Source organism: Aliiroseovarius sp. S253, assembly GCF_049800855.1.
In the GTDB taxonomy this organism is placed as follows: Bacteria; Pseudomonadota; Alphaproteobacteria; order Rhodobacterales; family Rhodobacteraceae; genus Aliiroseovarius.
In genome coordinates this window covers 234,810-252,610 of record NZ_JBNAFW010000001.1, presented here as the reverse complement: position 1 = coordinate 252,610, position 17,801 = coordinate 234,810, and the positions used below count along the sequence as shown (strand labels likewise).

19 protein-coding genes and 1 tRNA gene are annotated in these 17,801 nt (G+C 57.2%); 8 read left to right on the top strand and 12 right to left on the bottom strand.

Going from position 1 to position 17,801, the window contains the following annotated elements:
* The first annotated feature begins 27 nt into the window (after positions 1–27).
* Positions 28–1,119 carry a zinc-binding dehydrogenase gene (locus ACP15F_RS01285; protein ID WP_424939044.1) on the top strand — a complete coding sequence of 364 codons (1,092 nt, stop codon included), beginning with the start codon at positions 28–30 and terminating at the stop codon, positions 1,117–1,119.
* 4 nt (positions 1,120–1,123) lie between these two features.
* Positions 1,124–2,371 (top strand): mandelate racemase/muconate lactonizing enzyme family protein, encoded by a 1,248-nt coding sequence (locus ACP15F_RS01280; RefSeq protein ID WP_424939043.1) that lies wholly within the window; start codon positions 1,124–1,126, stop codon positions 2,369–2,371.
* Here the strand turns inward: ACP15F_RS01280 and ACP15F_RS01275 are convergent, their stop codons facing one another.
* Positions 2,372–3,343, bottom strand: coding sequence for a Hint domain-containing protein (locus ACP15F_RS01275; protein ID WP_424939042.1), 972 nt, complete (start codon positions 3,341–3,343; stop codon positions 2,372–2,374).
* Positions 3,344–3,698: 355 nt separating this feature from the next.
* Between ACP15F_RS01275 and ACP15F_RS01270 the strand changes: the two genes are divergently transcribed.
* The 3 genes from ACP15F_RS01270 (at position 3,699) to ACP15F_RS01260 (ending at position 6,465) form a co-directional block, all read left to right on the top strand.
* A complete protein-coding gene (locus ACP15F_RS01270; RefSeq protein ID WP_424939041.1) occupies positions 3,699–4,658 on the top strand; it encodes a dihydrodipicolinate synthase family protein in 960 nt (319 codons plus the stop codon).
* A gap of 27 nt (positions 4,659–4,685) precedes the next feature.
* Positions 4,686–5,708, top strand: coding sequence for a trans-3-hydroxy-L-proline dehydratase (locus ACP15F_RS01265; protein ID WP_424939040.1), 1,023 nt, complete (start codon positions 4,686–4,688; stop codon positions 5,706–5,708).
* Between the two features lie 76 nt (positions 5,709–5,784).
* Positions 5,785–6,465: a GntR family transcriptional regulator gene (locus tag ACP15F_RS01260; RefSeq protein ID WP_424939039.1), complete on the top strand. Its 681-nt coding sequence runs from the start codon at positions 5,785–5,787 to the stop codon at positions 6,463–6,465.
* Positions 6,466–6,504: 39 nt separating this feature from the next.
* Here the strand turns inward: ACP15F_RS01260 and ACP15F_RS01255 are convergent, their stop codons facing one another.
* The 8 genes from ACP15F_RS01255 to ACP15F_RS01220 all read right to left on the bottom strand — a co-directional run bounded on the left by ACP15F_RS01255 (position 6,505) and on the right by ACP15F_RS01220 (position 13,220).
* Complete coding sequence (locus tag ACP15F_RS01255; protein ID WP_424939038.1) at positions 6,505–7,971, bottom strand: calcium-binding protein; 1,467 nt, start codon at positions 7,969–7,971, stop codon at positions 6,505–6,507.
* A 560-nt stretch (positions 7,972–8,531) separates the two neighbouring features.
* Positions 8,532–8,608, bottom strand: a tRNA-Arg gene (locus ACP15F_RS01250).
* 54 nt (positions 8,609–8,662) lie between these two features.
* Positions 8,663–8,842 (bottom strand): CTP synthetase, encoded by a 180-nt coding sequence (locus ACP15F_RS01245; protein ID WP_247092553.1) that lies wholly within the window; start codon positions 8,840–8,842, stop codon positions 8,663–8,665.
* Between the two features lie 70 nt (positions 8,843–8,912).
* Positions 8,913–9,107 carry a CTP synthetase gene (locus ACP15F_RS01240; protein ID WP_424939037.1) on the bottom strand — a complete coding sequence of 65 codons (195 nt, stop codon included), beginning with the start codon at positions 9,105–9,107 and terminating at the stop codon, positions 8,913–8,915.
* Between the two features lie 46 nt (positions 9,108–9,153).
* A complete protein-coding gene (locus ACP15F_RS01235) occupies positions 9,154–9,660 on the bottom strand; it encodes a PhnA domain-containing protein (protein ID WP_424939036.1) in 507 nt (168 codons plus the stop codon).
* A gap of 89 nt (positions 9,661–9,749) precedes the next feature.
* A complete protein-coding gene (locus ACP15F_RS01230) occupies positions 9,750–10,565 on the bottom strand; it encodes a DUF3800 domain-containing protein (protein ID WP_424939035.1) in 816 nt (271 codons plus the stop codon).
* 347 nt (positions 10,566–10,912) lie between these two features.
* Complete coding sequence (gene lepA, locus ACP15F_RS01225) at positions 10,913–12,712, bottom strand: translation elongation factor 4 (protein WP_424939034.1); 1,800 nt, start codon at positions 12,710–12,712, stop codon at positions 10,913–10,915.
* 52 nt (positions 12,713–12,764) lie between these two features.
* Positions 12,765–13,220, bottom strand: coding sequence for an Lrp/AsnC family transcriptional regulator (locus ACP15F_RS01220; RefSeq protein ID WP_424939033.1), 456 nt, complete (start codon positions 13,218–13,220; stop codon positions 12,765–12,767).
* A 124-nt stretch (positions 13,221–13,344) separates the two neighbouring features.
* On the opposite strand from ACP15F_RS01220, the gene ACP15F_RS01215 reads away from it, so the two are divergent.
* From ACP15F_RS01215 to ACP15F_RS01205, 3 genes are all read left to right on the top strand, one after another.
* Complete coding sequence (locus tag ACP15F_RS01215) at positions 13,345–14,394, top strand: Glu/Leu/Phe/Val family dehydrogenase (RefSeq protein WP_424939032.1); 1,050 nt, start codon at positions 13,345–13,347, stop codon at positions 14,392–14,394.
* A 66-nt stretch (positions 14,395–14,460) separates the two neighbouring features.
* Positions 14,461–15,420 carry a 1-phosphofructokinase family hexose kinase gene (locus ACP15F_RS01210; protein ID WP_424939031.1) on the top strand — a complete coding sequence of 320 codons (960 nt, stop codon included), beginning with the start codon at positions 14,461–14,463 and terminating at the stop codon, positions 15,418–15,420.
* Between the two features lie 94 nt (positions 15,421–15,514).
* Positions 15,515–15,823, top strand: coding sequence for a hypothetical protein (locus tag ACP15F_RS01205; protein ID WP_424939030.1), 309 nt, complete (start codon positions 15,515–15,517; stop codon positions 15,821–15,823).
* Positions 15,824–16,197: 374 nt separating this feature from the next.
* Here the strand turns inward: ACP15F_RS01205 and ACP15F_RS01200 are convergent, their stop codons facing one another.
* The 3 genes from ACP15F_RS01200 to ACP15F_RS01190 form a co-directional block, all read right to left on the bottom strand.
* Positions 16,198–16,536, bottom strand: coding sequence for a DUF779 domain-containing protein (locus ACP15F_RS01200; RefSeq protein WP_424939029.1), 339 nt, complete (start codon positions 16,534–16,536; stop codon positions 16,198–16,200).
* Positions 16,537–16,625: 89 nt separating this feature from the next.
* A complete protein-coding gene (locus ACP15F_RS01195) occupies positions 16,626–17,042 on the bottom strand; it encodes a c-type cytochrome (protein ID WP_424939028.1) in 417 nt (138 codons plus the stop codon).
* Positions 17,043–17,175: 133 nt separating this feature from the next.
* Complete coding sequence (locus ACP15F_RS01190) at positions 17,176–17,793, bottom strand: pyridoxamine 5'-phosphate oxidase family protein (protein ID WP_424939027.1); 618 nt, start codon at positions 17,791–17,793, stop codon at positions 17,176–17,178.
* Between the last annotated feature and the right edge of the window lie 8 nt (positions 17,794–17,801).

Below are 17,801 nucleotides of genomic sequence, written 5' to 3'. Positions count from 1 at the left end.
GAAAACAAGACACCAACAGGAGCCGCCATGGACCGGATCAAAGCCGCCGTCTGTCACGAGTTCGGGAAACCGCTGGTCATCGAAGAGATCGCCATCCGCCCGCCAGAAGGCAGCGAGGTCGAAGTGACGCTGGACGCCGTCGCCATCTGCCACAGTGACATTTCCTATGCGGATGGAGCGTGGGGCGGGTCCCTGCCTGCCGTCTATGGCCACGAAGCCGCCGGGCGGATCACCAATGTTGGGGACCACGTAAAGGGTCTGTCGGTCGGGGATCCAGTCGTCGTGACCCTGATCCGCGCCTGCCAAACTTGCCCCAGCTGCGCGTCTGGCACACCGACGGCATGCGGAACGCCCTATGATGGGGATCACGGGCCGATCACGGATGTCGACGGCGGCAAGATGCATCAGGCCATGGCCACCGGAGCTTTCGCCGAACGTGTCGTAGTCGAGCAAAGCCAAGTGGTGAAACTGCCCGAGGATATGGCGATGGACATCGCATCCCTGCTGGCATGTGGCGTCATTACAGGTGTCGGCGCTGCGGTGAACGCAGGGAATGTCCGGGCAGGTGATGTGGTTGTTGTGATCGGCGCGGGCGGCGTCGGCCTGAACGCCATTCAGGGCGCACGCATTGCAGGTGCCTCGCGCATCATCGCGGTGGATATGTCCGAAGAAAAACTGGCCGTTGCGATGGAGTTCGGCGCGACCGATGGTGTGCTCGCGACGTCCGACAATCCCTGGAAGGCTGCAATTCAAGCCGCTGGACGCGGGGCAGATGCTGTGTTGGTCACCGTGGGCGCGATCCCGGCCTATGACACTGCGCCGCGCTATCTGGCCCCCGGCGGCAAGGTCGTCATGGTCGGCATGCCACATTCAGGTGACATGTCCAGCTATGAACCCGTGGTGCTGGCGGCTCTAGGTCAAGGCATGGTCGGATCGAAAATGGGCGACGTGGTCATTCAGCGCGACATTCCATGGATGATCGACCTCTATCAACAAGGGCGGTTGAAGCTGGACGAATTGATCTCGGGCCGCTGGTCCTTTGACCAGATCAACGAAGCAATTGCCGACACCAAGACCGGGGCCGCGCGGCGCAACGTTATCCTGTTCGACAAGGTCTGATCCCATGCGCCTTCAGGATCTCGACATCATCGTAACTGCGCCCCCTGCCCCAGGCTGGGGTGGGCGATATTGGATCTTTGTAAAAGTCACGACCGATGATGGGATCACCGGCTGGGGCGAGGTCTATGCCAGCGCCGTCGGCCCCGATGCCATGCGCGCGGTGATCGAGGATGTGTTCGCGCGCCATATGCAGGGTGAAAACCCCGAGAACATCGAGCTGATGTTCCGCCGCGCCTATTCCTCGGGTTTCACACAGCGCCCTGATCCGACGGTGATGGGCGCATTTTCCGGGCTTGAAATTGCGTGCTGGGACATTCTGGGCAAAGCGCGCGACCGGCCTGTTTGGGCGCTTCTTGGCGGCAAGATGAACGAGCGCTTGCGCTCATACACGTACCTCTATCCCAATCCCGGTCAAGCCCTGCCCGAATTCTGGACGTCGCCCGAAATGGCGGCCGAGGCCGCAGCGACACGCGTGGAACAGGGTTTCACCGCACTGAAATTCGACCCTGCTGGGCCGTACACCATTCGGTCGGGCCACATGCCGTCGATGAAGGACATCTCGCGCTCCGTAGCTTTCTGCAAAGCGATCCGTGAAGCCGTCGGTGATCGTGCCGATCTTCTTTTCGGCACCCACGGCCAGTTCACCACAGGCGGCGCGATCCGAATGGCCGAAGCCATTGCTCCCTATCAACCGCTGTGGTTCGAAGAACCGATCCCGCCCGACAACATCGCCGAGATGGCCAAAGTCGCGCGCGCCAGTTCTGTCCCCGTTACGACCGGAGAGCGCCTGTCCACCAAGGCCGAGTTTGCAGAAGTCCTTCGCCAAGGTGCAGCGTCGATCCTGCAGCCGGCGCTGGGACGTTCTGGCGGGATCTGGGAGACCAAAAAAATCGCGGCCATCGCGGAGGCGCACAATGCCCTTGTGGCTCCACACCTGTATGCTGGCCCGGTCGAGTGGGCGGCGAACGTGCAGCTGGGGGCGTCCATTCCAAACCTTCTGATGGTTGAAACCATTGAACAGGGCGGCGATTTTCACCTCGCCCTCATCGGCCACACGATCCAATGGGAAGATGGCTTTGTGATCCCGCCCGACGCGCCGGGGCTGGGCATCAATCCTGACGAAGCCTTGATGCGCGCGCATCCCTATACCGGCGATGGGCTGCATCTTGAAATGCAGCAAGACCCATGCAGCTATACCGAAGAAAACTGCTTTGAAGGTGGTGCGCCTGCCCCGACCGATCAGGACGCATAATCAGACATGCGACAGGACCGGCTTTCTGTTTTTCAGATGCCGCGCGACCAACTTCTTTTGGCGTTTTCCATCCGGCGTGAAAGTGGCCATCTCAGGGGTATAGTCCCGGTTCGCAAGCTCAGGGAAAAGCGCTAGAACCTCGTCGCGCGCTTCGTCGCTGATCGCCTTCAATGCCTCGGGGCCAGTATAGAGGCTCTCACTTGGTGCGCCTTCAGCAAACACGATCTGATGATCGTCAAACAGCATATGATAATAGGTCACGTCGCAGACCGACTGATCCACATAGATCCCGGGAAGTTCTGTCAGCTTGATCGCGTGGACCAGCACATCAGTTGTGCCGAACATCCGTTGTGCAATGGGGGATTGGACCAGCATCCGATGTTGTCGAGACACCAGCAAATCACGTTTCGGCAACCCAGCCCCCAAGGCCCCGGCGACGATGCGGATTGGAAACAGTTTGGGATTGTTCAAAAGCTCGGGCGTCGAGACAGGGCTTCTTCCGATCCATCGCACGGTCTTCATGCCGTCGGGCGTAAAAACCCGGTCGTCGACGCGAATGTCCTCGATCGCCCGTGGGCCGCTTTCGGTCTCGATCAGTGTTCCAGCAGCAAAGCAGGTGACATCCGTCCACGCGAAACCAGATTGATACTCAATCCATCCACCGGGAATAGTGACTATGGACCCGTCGTCGAACGCCGACCCCGGCGCAGGGACAAAGATATTCGTGGTTCCCGTGGCCCATGAATAGAATGCTTCGGTGTGGGTGACCCCATTTGAATCAATGAATGTCAGTTGATAAGTGCCACCGCGCGGATTTGTATATGTTGTACCGTCAATGGTGATTTGTTCGCTGGGATCATCGGTGAAGTAGGGCGACATAAAGGGGTCGTCATCTTCGATGGTCACCGGCAGCAAAGTGATTGGGGTTCCAGTGCCAGACCAAACCCACCCTTGGGTACTATAGGTGGCCATGTTTCACCCCGCCCGCGCGCTCCAGGTCGAAACCATTTTGCGCGCGATCCGAATGAGATGGCGAAGAAGCGTCCATCCTCCACCCAACGCGTGTTGAGTTTCTAGATCTGCTCTTGATGTCCCCTTTTGTGGCCTTGTGCATGTTCAAATTCACACAACGTCGCAGTTATGGACGCATCCCAGTAACTATCCTTTAAATTGCCTACCACAGCTAAATACACCTTTAAATAGTTTTTTAACTTTGCGATCCAGCGAGAGAATCCTCTGGCAGTGCAAAAATCACTAGTTTTTGGATACAGTATCCCATACTCTACCCTAGTGCCTAGCAAGGCCCGCAAACGACAAAGGAAACCCCATGTCCAAAACCGTGTTCGCTGGCACAATGCCTGCCCTGATGACCCCCTGCAAAGATGACCGCACACCGGACTACGATGCGCTGGTCCGCAAAGGACAACAGATGATCGCGGCAGGCATGTCCGCCGTGGTCTATTGTGGCTCGATGGGCGACTGGCCGCTTCTGACGGATGAAGAGCGGATGACAGGCGTTGAGCGCCTTGTGCAAGCTGGCGTTCCCGTGGTCGTAGGGACCGGCGCGATTAATTCAAAATCCGCAGTGGCACACGCAGCTCATGCCCAGAAAGTTGGCGCGGTGGGCCTGATGGTGATCCCACGTGTGTTGTCGCGCGGGTCGTCGATGGCTGCGCAGAAGAACCACTTCAAAGCCATCCTGTCCGCAGCACCCGACGTGCCCGCCATCATTTATAACAGCCCCGTATACGGCTTCGCGACCAAAGCGGACCTTTTCTTTGCTCTGCGTGCAGAGCACCCCAACCTGATCGGGTTCAAGGAATTTGGCGGCAAAGATGACCTGCGCTATGCGGCCGAGCACATCACCAGCCAAGACGACAGCGTGACCCTGATGGTCGGCGTCGACACCGAGGTCTATCATGGCTTCGTCAACTGCGGCGCGACCGGATCCATCACAGGAATTGGCACCGCCCTTCCGAAAGAAGCTTTGCTGCTGGCGGCTCTGTCCCAGAAGGCCGCTGAAGGTAACGCCGAAGCCCGCACGCGCGCTCTGGAACTGGAAGCTGCCTTTGGGGTTCTTGCCAGCTTTGATGAGGGCACGGATCTGGTGCTCTACTACAAGCATCTGCTGGTTCTGAACGGCGAAGACGAATACCGCCTGCATTTCAACGAAACCGACGCTCTGTCGGACGCCCAGCGCAACTATTGCGAACAGCAATACGCGCTGTTTACGGCGTGGTTCGCGGATTGGTCGAAACAGGGTGGTGTCATCGCCGAGTGCATGTAAGCTTCTAGCCAGAACACGAGGAACCAGATGCGCAGCAGCAAGATCATCCATGTGGTGTCCGCCCATGCCGAAGGCGAAGTGGGCGACGTCATCGTCGGCGGCGTGGCCCCGCCCCCCGGCGACACGGTTTGGGAGCAGCGCAATTTCATTGCCGAAGACCAGACCCTGCGCAACTTCGTTCTGAATGAACCACGTGGCGGTGTGTTTCGCCACGTGAACCTTCTGGTCCCACCCAAACATCCTGACGCCGACGCGGCGTGGATCATCATGGAGCCAGAAGACACGCCGCCTATGTCCGGCTCAAACTCGATTTGCGTGTCCACGGTTCTGTTGGACAGTGGCATCTTGCCCATGACCGAACCCGAGACTCACCTGACGCTGGAAGCGCCCGGCGGATTGGTCCGCGTACGCGCCGAATGCCGAAACGGCAAGGCAGAGCGGGTTTTCGTCCAGAATGTCGCCAGCTTTGCCGACAAGCTGGACGCAATGATCGAGGTTGAGGGGATCGGCACCCTGCGCGTCGACACCGCCTTTGGCGGCGACAGCTTCGTGATTGTGGACGCTGCTGATCTTGGGTTTTCACTGACCCCGGACGAAGCCCGCGACCTCGCCCGAACTGGCGCAAAGATCACCGATGCTGCCAACACGCAGCTGAGCTTCAACCACCCACAGACCGACTGGAACCACATCTCGTTCTGTCAAATTGCGGGTCCGCTGACCCGCGATGGGGATGTGCTGACGGGCAAGAACACCGTGGCCATCAAACCCGGCAAGCTGGACCGCTCGCCCTGCGGCACAGGCGCATCCGCCCGCATGGCAGTTCTTCTGGCGAAAGGACAGATGCGAGCGACGGATCACTATCACGCCCGGTCCGTCATCGACAGCGAGTTCCGCTGCCGCATCATCAGCACGTTTGACCTGAATGGACGCCCCGCGATCACCCCCGAGATCTCGGGGCGAGCTTGGATAACCGGGACACACCAGCACATGCTTGATCCTGAGGATCCCTGGCCCGGCGGCTATCGCCTGAGCGATACGTGGGGAGCGTAGAGGGCACTAAACCAACGCTTGCACATCCTGCACCCCCGCCCCAAAATGCCCGATAACGATAAACCGGGATGACCTTATGACCGCCAAACGCAAGATCGCACGCCAAAGCCTTCCGGATGTCATCGCCAATGACCTTCGTGAACGCATTCTCAGCGGCGAGCTGTCCGAAGGCGAGGTGATCCGGCAAGAAGCATTGGCTGACGAATATGACGTCTCGCGCATGCCTATTCGCGAGGCGTTGAAGCGCCTAGATTCTGAAGGCCTGGTTCATCTGACCAACAATCGCGGTGCATCCGTGGTCAAACACTCGATCGCCGAGATTGCCGAGATTTTCGACCTGCGCATCCTGGTCGAAGTCGATCTATTCAAACGCGCGATCCCCAACATGACGCAAGCCGACTTCGACCTCTGCGAGGATATTTTGGACAAGATGGAAACCTCGTATGACGAAGATGACGTGACCCAGTGGGGTGCGCTGAACTTTGACTATCACACCGCGCTGTATGCCGCGGCGGGGCGCGGCCTGACGAACGAGCTTCTGCACCGGGTAAACCTGCAATCTGATCGCTATGTGCGCATGCACCTAAGCGTCGCTGGTCAGCTTGAGTCTGCCAAGGACGAACACCGACGCTTGCTGGCTTTTGCCAAAACACGCGACGTCGTCGCTGCAGCTGCGCTGCTGACCCATCACATCAGCAACACCAAGGACGAGCTGGTCACAATGATCGCCGAACTGCGAGAAGCCGAGACTCGCTGAGCGTCCCAGCGCCTCCGGCAACAGTGCAATCTGTGCGCCTTAGAACAGCACCAGATCGTCGCTCAGATCGTTCAGGTTGGTGACACCCTCGAAGACGATGAGCTCACCGCCAAAGTCCAACGCAGCATGTCCATTGACCGTGGTCCCATAGGTGTTGATCACATCAGTGGCCGACAGGTTCGGGTTCAGTCCAAACTCGCTGGCGTTGATCCGTACCGTATCCACGTCATCCTCGAAGTCTTTCACGGTTCTGGTCGCACTAGCCCCCGCATTTCCTTTGAAGACGAACACGTCACTACCAGGGCCACCTGTCAACTCATCATTGTGGCCAAAAGCCGAGATCAGCCTGTCATTGCCAGAGCCACCGAACATCTGAACATCCACACCAGTGCCGATCAGCTTGTCGTTGCCACCACGTCCGCGCAGTACGTCCCCTGGCTGGATACCAATCAGGAAATCCGTGATTACCTGCGCACCACCCGCCACCAGAACATTGTTACCCCCGTCTCCCAACAACGTGTCAGCGGCATAGAGCGATCCGACCAGATTTTCGACATTATTGACCGTACCCTGAGCCCCCATGATCGAAAATGTCCCAGCCCGTAGATCTGCGACCATGGCCTCGGGTCCGGAAATCAAGGTATCGACCCCGCCCTTCCCGTTGATAGTGTCCGCGCCACCGTTCGAGGCGAAAATATTCGCCCGATTGTCTCCGACCAACACGTCGGAATTCGCGGTTCCGTACAGGTTTTCGACGCCTTTGATGGTCTCGGTGTTGCCAGATCCGTCATCGACGACCTTTTGCTGCATCAGATTGACTTTGATGCCATTCGCCTGACTGGCCGCGACATTTGCCCAGTCATTGCCGTGACCGCCCAGATAGACATCTCTCCCAGCACCACCCTTCAACACATCGTCGCCACCCAAGCCAACCAGTTTGTCCCCCTTGTTGCCCCCCGTCAGTACGTTGGTGCCAGACTTTCCAATGAGTTCATTCGGACGGTCGGTTGCGCCCCTGACATGTTCAACACCAAGGATTTTTTCGACCTTTCCGAAACTGTCATTCAGTATCTTGTTCTGAGACAGATTAATGCGAAATCTCTGCGACCCGGCGTTGGCTTCGACTACAAACGTATCCTGACCATCGCCTCCGATATATCTGTCTGTCCCGGCCCCGTTCACCATAAAATCATCGCCCAATTGACCTCTGACAAGGTCATTCCCGTCGCCCCCAGTCAACCAATCCGATCCTTGACCACCTATTAGCATGTCGTCGCCCAACCCACCGTTCAACTGGTCCGGCAGCTGAACCAAACCAGGTGCGGCGAAATAGGTTCGATCCACAGCGTGGTACCCGAGCATCCAACTGAAATCGTAGGTGTAGTAGCCAAAATAGTTGTATGTACTGCCACCAATTAGCGTGTCATCTCCAGCCAGCCCATTCAGGATGTAATCAGGGGCTGTTGCGGTCAGCGTGTCATTTCCGGCGGTTCCACTTAGCGGCATAATAGCTCCAAACATCTGAAATAATTGTGATAAATTCCCACGATGGGACCGCACAGCGCATGTCGGGTCAAGTCAGGAAAACCAAACCTTTTGGATATATTTCAGAAACCCGAATGATGTCTGAGCGAGCGACGTTCGCTAATCTCCACATTTCAGCCGCCAAACCGTCATCCTTCGGCGAAAGCGGCTAAATGTGAGCAGTGTGAACACCATCGATGTGAGATAGGCCCTAAGCACTTAGGCCGTCAAAGGAAGGGCCAATCCGGCAGGACTAGCCGCGCGATACCCTCCGCTGACTGTACGTAGCCAACTGACTTCTAAAGCATAATGCGCCTGTTCTCTAAATTGGGCAAGAACACAAGGACAGTAACTAGCTGGCATTTTTCTAGATACAGCAGATTTTTCGCACGGCCTTCGCAGCACAATTTGTAGTCAGTGTGTTGGCTTCGCTCTCAATTGCAGAGGGTGGTAACGACCCAATCTTCGGCATCGATAGCACCCTCAAGAAAGACCCGTCCTCCAAGCCAATCGAACCCCAGTCTCTGTCTCTTAATCTGGAATGGCGATCCCTGAAGGACTCGAACCCTCAACCTGCTGATTAGAAGTCAGCTGCTCTATCCAGTTGAGCTAAGGGACCGCACGCCAGAGCATTACCCCTGCCTGCGGTCCTGTTTCAACCTGAAAACGTGGCTTAGCCGTTGATCTGCTTGGCCACGACCCATGATACGGGCAGAGCGACAACAAATCCTGCCATCGCGGACCACAGGATCGGTTGCAACGTATCCTGCCCGATGGTCAGGGCTGCGACCATGAAAATCCCGGCCAGAGTGGCGCCGAGAAGGATATAGATGACGGCGGCAAGGCGTAACATGTTAATCTCCTAGCATAATATTCGCAGAGAGATTTGTGCGCACCCAAAGGCACCGCGGCTTTGATCCGGATCAATCGCCTGCCATCGCACGCGCGACATAGTAACTCACCGGCAGGCCGATCACGAAGCCAACGGCCGCCGCGCCCAGAAGCGGCCACAGACCCGATACGCCGTTCACAAGCGCGATCACCACCAGAACCGACGCGACGGTCGAACCGATGATGCCGTAAAACGTGGCGACGATTTTCCAAAGCGGTGCGCGCATGGGGGGCTCCTTTTGCGGGCGACATAGCCCACAGGGCCCGCGCTGCCTACTTCTTCTTCACGAACTGCGTCAGAATGACAATGCGCTGCCCTTCCACGCGACCCTCGATATGCTCGGGGTTGTCGGCCACAAGGCTGATCCCCCGCACTGCCGTGCCACGCTTCGCCGTGAAGCCAGCACCCTTCACAGGCAGATCCTTGATCAACACCACGTTGTCCCCCGCATTCAGCGTCACCCCGTTGCTGTCCTTGTGTTGCGAGGCCGCGGCCACATTGTCGACCCACGCCTGCGTGTCTTCGTCCAAATAAACCTGATCCAACAAATCCCGCGCCCACGCGGCATCGAGCCGCTTGAGCATCCGCACCGACAATACCTGAACCGCAGCCTCCTCGGACCACATCGAGGACGCAAGTCCCCGCCAATGGTTCTCCTCCGGCGTGTCGTCGATCTGAGCGGCACAGGTGGCACAGATCTCAGCCGAGGCGTCAGCGGGTCCGCCGGGAACGGGGAAAGAGGATAGAGGCGCGTCTGCGGCGCAGAGGGGGCAAGGCATGGGGGCTCCGAGGTTGGGTGAGGGAGCTATAGGGGGGATTGGGAAGGGAGGGAAGTTAAACTCCTCAAGATCGAAATAGGTGAATAAAATTAATCCGCTTTGGGAGACCGCTCTGCATACATTTTCATCGCGAATGCCAACTCCGAACCAGATAGACCCATCGTTACGGGGCCTTTGATGTATTTCATACCGAAATTCGCCACCATTCCGGTTTCTGAACATCGCCAGAATTTTCTTTCCAATTCCCGAATATAGCGCTGTTCACCAATGCCGAAGTTCGACTTGCTAGTGTTAACACTTTGATGAAGCGAGAATGCCACAAGATCAGCAATAGATAGAAGATCTTCATCAGACTTCCCCTGCGCGGTTATTGACATCGGATCAATATGGGCAAGATACGCAGCTCTCCGGTCAATGGGGCTTGAGCGGACACGTCGTATATAGGACCGAAGCCGCTGGTAGTTATGTCGCTTCTCCTCGAAAACCACCGAAACACAATCTGACCCGACATCATTTTCGGACATCCAGTGCCCAACTCTTTCGAGTAAATAATGAGTGCATTTATTGTAATAGTCTTCGGCCTGCGTTTCTCCCTCGATTTTCTCTCTGTAATCCCCAAGCGTGCTTTTCTTCGAGATCACGCCGAATAGAAGAACCTTGAGTTGTGCTACTTCCCTAGCAAACGCAGCGACTTCGAAATGACCTAAATCTGAGCAATGCAGTGACTTACCACCAATCTTAGTTGTGAAATCCCTGAGCGCCCTACGATGACTTTCAGCGTGTGTGTTGGGGATCAATGCCGCACCAAAACTCATGAACGGCGAGGCGCCAAAGTCGTTGATACCTGATCTTATTTTTTTAAGTCCTTGGTCCCCGCTCTCATCAATGTAGAGTGTATACTTCACCAAATCTCACCACGCTAAAATCAACTTTAATCGCCCTATGATAGTTTGCTGTCGGGATATTGCCACCCCAATTCTAGGGACACGGAAGCTGGTATGCTGAGAACCAAAAGGACATCGCCCGGCCCTGGGTGGGCGGAACGCCCTCCCGTGGGGAGGGTCGGGCGCTGTCCGGCTTGTCAGCCGGACGGAAGGGTGTTGGGATGGGTCGACGGGTTAGCGCTCCGAGTGGAAGGCTAGGGCATTAAGAATGGCGGCGGTATCGAAGGAGTTGCAACGGGGTGCGCACGCGATTTGCTTCGCAATTCGCTGCTGCGCACTGTCTTTCATTAGTGCTAAATAGACGACTTTTAGTCGTCCATTTTTAACGCACTAATGAAAGCTTCCTGCGGGATATCCACTCTTCCGAACTGACGCATTTTCTTCTTACCCTTCTTCTGCTTCTCCAGCAGTTTCTTCTTCCGGGTCGCGTCGCCGCCATAGCATTTCGCGGTCACGTCTTTGCGTAGAGCGGACAGAGTCTCGCGTGCAATAACTTTGCCGCCAATCGCCGCTTGGATTGGGATTTTGAACATGTGGCGCGGGATCAGGTCTTTCAGCTTTTCGCACATCGCCCGGCCCCGCAGTTCAGCGCGGTCGCGGTGAACCATGGTGGACAGCGCGTCGACGGGTTCGTCATTCACAAGGACAGACATCTTCACAAGGTTATCCTCGCGATAACCCTCCATCTGATAGTCAAACGACGCGTAACCCTTTGTTACCGATTTCAGGCGATCATAGAAGTCGAACACAACTTCATTCAGCGGCAGGTCATAGACAGCCATCGCGCGCGACCCTGCATAGGTCAGGTCCAGCTGGATACCCCGGCGGTCTTGACACAGTTTCAGCACGTCGCCCAGATACTCGTCCGGCACAAGGATCGTCGCCTTGATGCGCGGCTCTTCCAGGTGATCGACGGTCGACGGGTCGGGCATATCGGCGGGGTTGTGCAGCTCGATCATCGAGCCGTCTTTCATATAGACGTGATAGATCACCGACGGCGCGGTCGTGATCAGTTCGATGTTGTATTCACGCTCGATCCGGTCGCGGATGACTTCAAGGTGCAGAAGACCCAGGAAGCCACAGCGGAAACCAAAGCCCAGCGCGGCCGAAGTCTCCATCTCGTAACTGAACGAGGCGTCGTTCAGAGCGAGCTTTTCGATCGAGTCGCGCAGGTCTTCGAACTCGGAGCTGTCCACCGGGAACAGGCCACAGAACACCACCGGCTGCGCGGGCTTGAAGCCATCCAGCGCATCAGTCGTGCCCTTCTTTTCATGTGTGATCGTGTCGCCGACGCGGGTGTCGCGCACCTGTTTGATCGACGCGGTCAGGAAGCCGATCTCGCCGGGACCCAGCACGTCGATGGGCTGCATCTCGGGCGTGAAGACGCCCACGCGGTCAACGGGATAAACAGCATTGGTCGAGAGCATACGGATCCGCTCGCCCTTCTTCAGCTTGCCGTCGATCACGCGGATCAGAACGATCACGCCCAGATAAGCATCGTACCAGCTATCCACCAGCATGGCCTTCAGCGGCGCATCCGGGTCGCCGGACGGGGCGGGCAATTCGTTTACGATGGCTTCCAGCGTCTCGCGGATGCCCTGCCCGGTTTTGGCGGACACCTGAATGGCGCCAGAGGCATCGATGCCGATCACATCCTCGATCTGCTCAGCCACGCGATCACAGTCGCTGGCGGGAAGGTCGATCTTGTTCAGAACCGGTACGATGTCATGGTCCGCGTCGATGGCCTGATAGACATTGGCCAGCGTCTGCGCTTCCACACCTTGGGTCGAGTCCACGACCAAGAGCGACCCTTCGACCGCACGCATCGAGCGGCTGACTTCATAGGCGAAATCCACGTGGCCGGGAGTGTCGATCAGGTTGAGGACGTAATCCTCGCCATTCTCGGCGGTGTATTCGATCCGCACGGTGTTGGCCTTGATGGTAATCCCGCGCTCGCGCTCGATATCCATACTGTCGAGCATCTGCTCTTTCATGTCCCGGTCGGCAACGGTGTTCGTCTCTTGGATGAGACGATCAGCCAACGTGGATTTGCCGTGGTCAATATGCGCCACGATCGAGAAATTGCGGATGTGTTTCAGGTCGGTCATGGGCCGGATATGATGTGGTTTTAAAGGGCCGTCAAGGACTTCGATGCATCCCTTACTCCACCGGCAGAACATTCCGCTTCACCATAGTCCGCAAAGTGAAGCTCGAGCGCATTCTTGCGATGCCGTCCACGCGCATCAGTTTCTCTTCCATGAAGTGGTCAAACGCAGTCAGGTCGGCGACGGCGACGCGCAGAAGGATATCTCGGTTTCCGCTCATCAGGTGGCATTCCATCACCTCGTCCATACGCGATACCGCGCGCTCGAATTTGGTGACGGCCTCGCCCATCTGGCTTTCCAATTCGACCGAGATGAAGACGGTCACAGGCAGGCCAAGTTTGGCTTGATCGACGCGGGCGCCATAGCCGGTGATGACGCCGGCCTCTTCCAGTGCGGTGATGCGGCGGGCGCAGGGGGTCGGGGACAGGCCGACAGCACTGGCGAGGTCGCCGAGCTTCTGGCGTCCGTTCTCTTGCAGGGCGGCGATGATACGGCGGTCGATGGCGTCCATTGGGTTTCTCTCGTCTTGGCGTCTTTGACATTAGATAATCTCTAACATTTCACGAGTCGACGCCTGATTTTAGTGAAATTCCCCTAAGTCACGTTGTTAGCCTGTTAAGAACAGGGAGGACACCATGAACATCACACAAGTGGCATCACACACGCATGAAGGCGTTTACCGCGTCGAAGCGGCCGAGTTTGGCTTGGTCGGGTTTATCGCCATCCACTCGACCGTGCTTGGCCCGGCGGCGGGCGGATTGCGGATGAAGCCCTATGGGTCTGAAGACGAGGCTCTGACGGACGCGCTGCGTTTGTCAGAGGGCATGACCTATAAGAACGCGGCGGCGGGGCTGCCTTTGGGCGGCGGAAAATCGGTCATCATGGGCGACCCTACAACGCTGAAGACACCCGAACTGCTGCGCGCATTCGGCAAGGCGGTTGAGGCTTGCGAGGGCCGATACTGGACGGCCGAAGACATGGGCATGACGCCCGCAGACATGGCCGAAGTGGCGAAGGAATCTCACTATGTCGCGGGCCTGGCAGACGGCAAGTTCGCATCGGGCGACCCCTCGCCGATCACCGCTCGTGGTATCTTTAACGCGATCCGTCAGGTGTCAGGGCATGCGCTTGGCGATACGTCATTGAAGGGGCGTGTGATTTCGGTTCAGGGATTGGGTCACGTGGGGTGGAACCTCTGTCATCGCCTGAAAGCGGCCGGTGCCGAGCTGATCGTCACCGATATTGATCCCGCCCGCGTGAAGGCTGCCGCGACATTGCTGGGAGCGAAACCCGTTTCGCTGGATGAAATCTACTCTGTCGAAGCCGACATTTTCACGCCCTGTGCAATTGGCGGCATTCTGAATGCCAACACGATCCCGATGCTGAAGGTGAAGGCCGTGGCAGGAGGTGCCAACAACCAGTTGGCCACGCCCCAAGATGCCGAGCTTCTGCATGGTCGAGACATCCTTTATGCGCCCGACTATGTTGCGAACGGAGGCGGCATTATCAATGCGGCGACCGAGATTCTTGGGGTCGAGAATCAGGTTGACTGGGTGGACGACAAGTTGCGTGCACTGGACAAAACCATGGGCGACATCCTGACAAGCGCGAAAGATGCCGATGTCAGCCCAGCTGTTGTTGCACAGGATGTGGTCACCCGTTCAATGACGTCGCGCGCGGCGTAACACGAAGGGGGCGTTGTCGCGGGCGTGTTCTCGGCCTAGTCTTTGGTTGAGACAGGCCAGAGACACATGACCGACCAACAATCTGACATTTTGACCATCACCCTGAACCCCGCCTTGGACATGTCGACCAGTGTCGATGCTGTCCGGCGGGAAGAAAAGCTGCGCTGCGAAGCGCCCGTGCTGGACCCGGGTGGAGGAGGTATCAACGTGGCCCGGGCCATTCGCCAGATCGGCGGGCGGGCCGAAGCATTCGTGGCACTGGCTGGATTTCGTGGACAGCAGCTTTCGGCCTTACTGTATCAAGAGCAGGTGCCCCATCGTATTTTCCAGATGGAAGGCGAAATCCGGCTGTCTTTTGTGGTAAAAGATCGCAGCGACGACAGCCAACTTAGGTTTGTCATGCCCGGCCCGGTGTGGACCCCTGCTTGCATTTCCGAGCTGTGCCAACAGCTAGAGGGCACGGCAATGCCCGGAATGCATCTGGTTCTGTCCGGCTCGCAGCCCCCTGGATTCCCTGCATCCTTTCCATCGGATCTGGCGGATTTGGCGCGCAGGAAAGGCGCATTAGTCACTCTGGACACCTCGGGCCCGGCCCTGTTTTCGCTGCTGGAAGATAAGACAACGGCACCGGACGTTCTGCGCCTTGACGCCCAAGAAAGCGAGGCGTTGGCGGGGCAGCCATTACCCTCGATCCGCGATGCAGCGCAGTTCGCGAAGGCTCTGGTGGCGCAAGGCACGGCAAAATGCGTGGTACTGGCACGAGGCGCGGATGGATCCGTAATGGCGGCCGATGACAAAGTTCTGCACGCGAAAACCCCATTGGTTCCGGTGCAAAGCAAAATCGGCGCGGGGGACAGCTTTGTCGGCGCTTTCACGCTTTCGCGGGCACGGGGCGAGGACTGGAAAGACGCTCTGATCTGGGGCGTTGCGGCGGCAAGCGCGGCGGTCATGACCCCTGCAACCGACCTTTGCCATCTTGAAGATACCCTGCAGCTGCGCCCAGACGTCGCAATCACCGAGATTTGAAGTCGGGGGGAAATTGCATCCCGTGCATTCTGTCGATATTCTGAGAGCAAATCGGGCGACAGACCCGAACAGGCAGATTTAGTAAGGTGATGGAATGAAACGAGTGGTTCTTGCGGCAACCCTGACGGCAGCCATGATGCCCGGTCAGTCGGCATTGGCAGGCGGCACAATTGAGCGTGCCTGCTTGAAGGCGGATCGCCCGAATGCAACGCGCAGTCTGTGCGGCTGCATTCAAAAAGTGGCCAACGCATCTTTGACAGGCGGCGAACGCACGAAGGTTGCCAAGTTCTTTAGCGACCCGCACAAAAGCCAGTCGACACGTCAGTCCGACCGCAGCTCGGACGAGAAGTTCTGGCAGAAGTACAAAAGGTTCGGCGCGCTGGTGTCAAAGCACTGCGGTTAAGCTAGGTGCCTGATCAGCCCCTTTAAGGCGATCTGCACCAGATTGAGAATCTGGTCGCAATCGTCGAAACCCGGGGCTGTGAGCATGCGCGCGCAACGGTCAGACCGGTCGAACCCGCACGATTTGGAAGCGGCTTGTACGGGCGCATAAGGCGGGTTTCCCCGCTCACAAATCTTCACTTATCTTCAAGAAATTACGCAGCCAGAATTCGCGAATACCCTTCAACAACCACGGCAGAACATTCGATGTTCGACCGTTGTTGCAGATGCTGACATTCCGGAACAGCAACGCACTCTTGAAAGATACTGACAAGGGATCAGTGCTGAAGAGGACGGAACGTAGAACCCCATCCCTCTCGGGCTCGGTTGCTCATTCTAGGATATGATGCGCGAGCGGGTCAGGAAGTGAGTCGTTCGGCCATTGTCGAGGCTAAAGCCCGCGCCGGTTCCAGGCCCTGCATCAAGGATCATCTGCGAGTTCTTCCAGAGATCCGCGATGGATGGGGTTGCCCAGATACCGGCATTGTCCGCATCGCCCAGCTTGATGTCATTCGAACCAATCATGACGTCAGCTTCGCGGAAACACATGGGCCCGGTGCCATCACAGCACCCGGCTGAGATCTTGAACACAACATTCCCGTGCTCGGCGCGAATTTCGTCTAGCAGCGCCAACGCGGCTTCGGTTACGACAACTTTTTCTACTTCGTCCACCATCGCATGGCTCCTTGTTTGTGGAGACAGCGTAGTTGGAAACTTAGATTGGCAGTATGCGACTAAAGTCTAAACGCAATGGCGCTAAAAGGTTATTCAGAAATCGCCGCGTTGTCCTGAGTGGTGATGCTCGACAGATAGGCAATGATAAAATCTTGTACCGTGCGGTCTTCGATGCCGACATGGCGCATCTTCGTACCGGGCATGAAGCCGTCATTGTCTTCCATCCAAGCGCGCAACGCGGCGGGTGTCCAAACGATGCCCGAGGCTTCTAGACTGGTCGAATAGTCATAATCCTGAACCATACCAGCGCCACGTCCAACGATATTCTCAAGCGGCGGGCCATAGCTGGGACCCGAAGCATCTGCGGCATGACACTTGCGACATTCCGAATTGAACAGCTTTTCGCCAGCTTCAATCTTGATCTTTTCGAAAGTGGTTTCAGCCAAGGCGGGGGATGCGCAAACTGCAAGGCATACAAAGCTGAAAGTGCGGGCGAGATGTTTCATTGGAACCTCCGATTTGATGCCCGACCATAGAATGCAGCGCCTGCGGCCCGTTTGACGCATGTCAACAAAACAAAGCTATCTCTCTACGACTTTAGTCGTAGAGGCGCTGTAGTCTGAGGGTGGATCTAGGCTATTAGCGGCTTGCCTTTAGGGCCGCCAATTCAGCTTTCAACGCGTCGTTTTCTGCCTGAAGTTCGGCTGCATAGCTCTCGGTTGCGGCATTCGCAACATCGACAGGCACAAAGGTCGGGATGTATTTTGGACAGTTCCAATCCATTGCGGCAATATCGATGACCAACAACCGTTCAGCCGGCGTTCCTTCGGTTGGAAACTGCTTCAGAACCGCCGGATCAGCATCTGCGAGCCGTACCAGCGTTGCGTTCCCTTGCAGCTTCATGCGCCCACGACGCATGTAGTCCATCAAAAACAACGAGACACGCGGATCTTCTGCAACATGTCCCATGGTAATGAACTGTCGGTTGCCAACATAATCAAGACAGGCAATCCGGGTCGGGCCGAGCACTTTCAGGAATCCGGCCGGGCCACCACGATGCTGGATATAGGGCCATCCATCGGGGTTCACGCTGGCGATATAGAAGCTTTGACGCGTTTGGATGAAGGCCATGTCGTCATCGCTAAGCGCTGCCTGAGTGCGCCGCTGATAATTGGCCTTGTGAATGCCGTGACACCCTTCGGCCTTCTGAATCTCGGCAACTTGCCCGCGAAACATCAGGTCTGCATAGTTTTCCATTCTGGCGA

Coding starts and splice junctions, on each gene's coding strand:
- ACP15F_RS01285 (WP_424939044.1), top strand. CDS start 28: ATGGACCGGATCAAAGCCGCCGTCTGTCACGAGTTCGGGAAACCGCTG.
- ACP15F_RS01280 (WP_424939043.1), top strand. CDS start 1,124: ATGCGCCTTCAGGATCTCGACATCATCGTAACTGCGCCCCCTGCCCCA.
- ACP15F_RS01275 (WP_424939042.1), bottom strand. CDS start 3,343: ATGGCCACCTATAGTACCCAAGGGTGGGTTTGGTCTGGCACTGGAACC.
- ACP15F_RS01270 (WP_424939041.1), top strand. CDS start 3,699: ATGTCCAAAACCGTGTTCGCTGGCACAATGCCTGCCCTGATGACCCCC.
- ACP15F_RS01265 (WP_424939040.1), top strand. CDS start 4,686: ATGCGCAGCAGCAAGATCATCCATGTGGTGTCCGCCCATGCCGAAGGC.
- ACP15F_RS01260 (WP_424939039.1), top strand. CDS start 5,785: ATGACCGCCAAACGCAAGATCGCACGCCAAAGCCTTCCGGATGTCATC.
- ACP15F_RS01255 (WP_424939038.1), bottom strand. CDS start 7,971: ATGCCGCTAAGTGGAACCGCCGGAAATGACACGCTGACCGCAACAGCC.
- ACP15F_RS01245 (WP_247092553.1), bottom strand. CDS start 8,842: ATGTTACGCCTTGCCGCCGTCATCTATATCCTTCTCGGCGCCACTCTG.
- ACP15F_RS01240 (WP_424939037.1), bottom strand. CDS start 9,107: ATGCGCGCACCGCTTTGGAAAATCGTCGCCACGTTTTACGGCATCATC.
- ACP15F_RS01235 (WP_424939036.1), bottom strand. CDS start 9,660: ATGCCTTGCCCCCTCTGCGCCGCAGACGCGCCTCTATCCTCTTTCCCC.
- lepA (WP_424939034.1), bottom strand. CDS start 12,712: ATGACCGACCTGAAACACATCCGCAATTTCTCGATCGTGGCGCATATT.
- ACP15F_RS01220 (WP_424939033.1), bottom strand. CDS start 13,220: ATGGACGCCATCGACCGCCGTATCATCGCCGCCCTGCAAGAGAACGGA.
- ACP15F_RS01215 (WP_424939032.1), top strand. CDS start 13,345: ATGAACATCACACAAGTGGCATCACACACGCATGAAGGCGTTTACCGC.
- ACP15F_RS01210 (WP_424939031.1), top strand. CDS start 14,461: ATGACCGACCAACAATCTGACATTTTGACCATCACCCTGAACCCCGCC.
- ACP15F_RS01205 (WP_424939030.1), top strand. CDS start 15,515: ATGAAACGAGTGGTTCTTGCGGCAACCCTGACGGCAGCCATGATGCCC.
- ACP15F_RS01200 (WP_424939029.1), bottom strand. CDS start 16,536: ATGGTGGACGAAGTAGAAAAAGTTGTCGTAACCGAAGCCGCGTTGGCG.
- ACP15F_RS01195 (WP_424939028.1), bottom strand. CDS start 17,042: ATGAAACATCTCGCCCGCACTTTCAGCTTTGTATGCCTTGCAGTTTGC.
- ACP15F_RS01190 (WP_424939027.1), bottom strand. CDS start 17,793: ATGGAAAACTATGCAGACCTGATGTTTCGCGGGCAAGTTGCCGAGATT.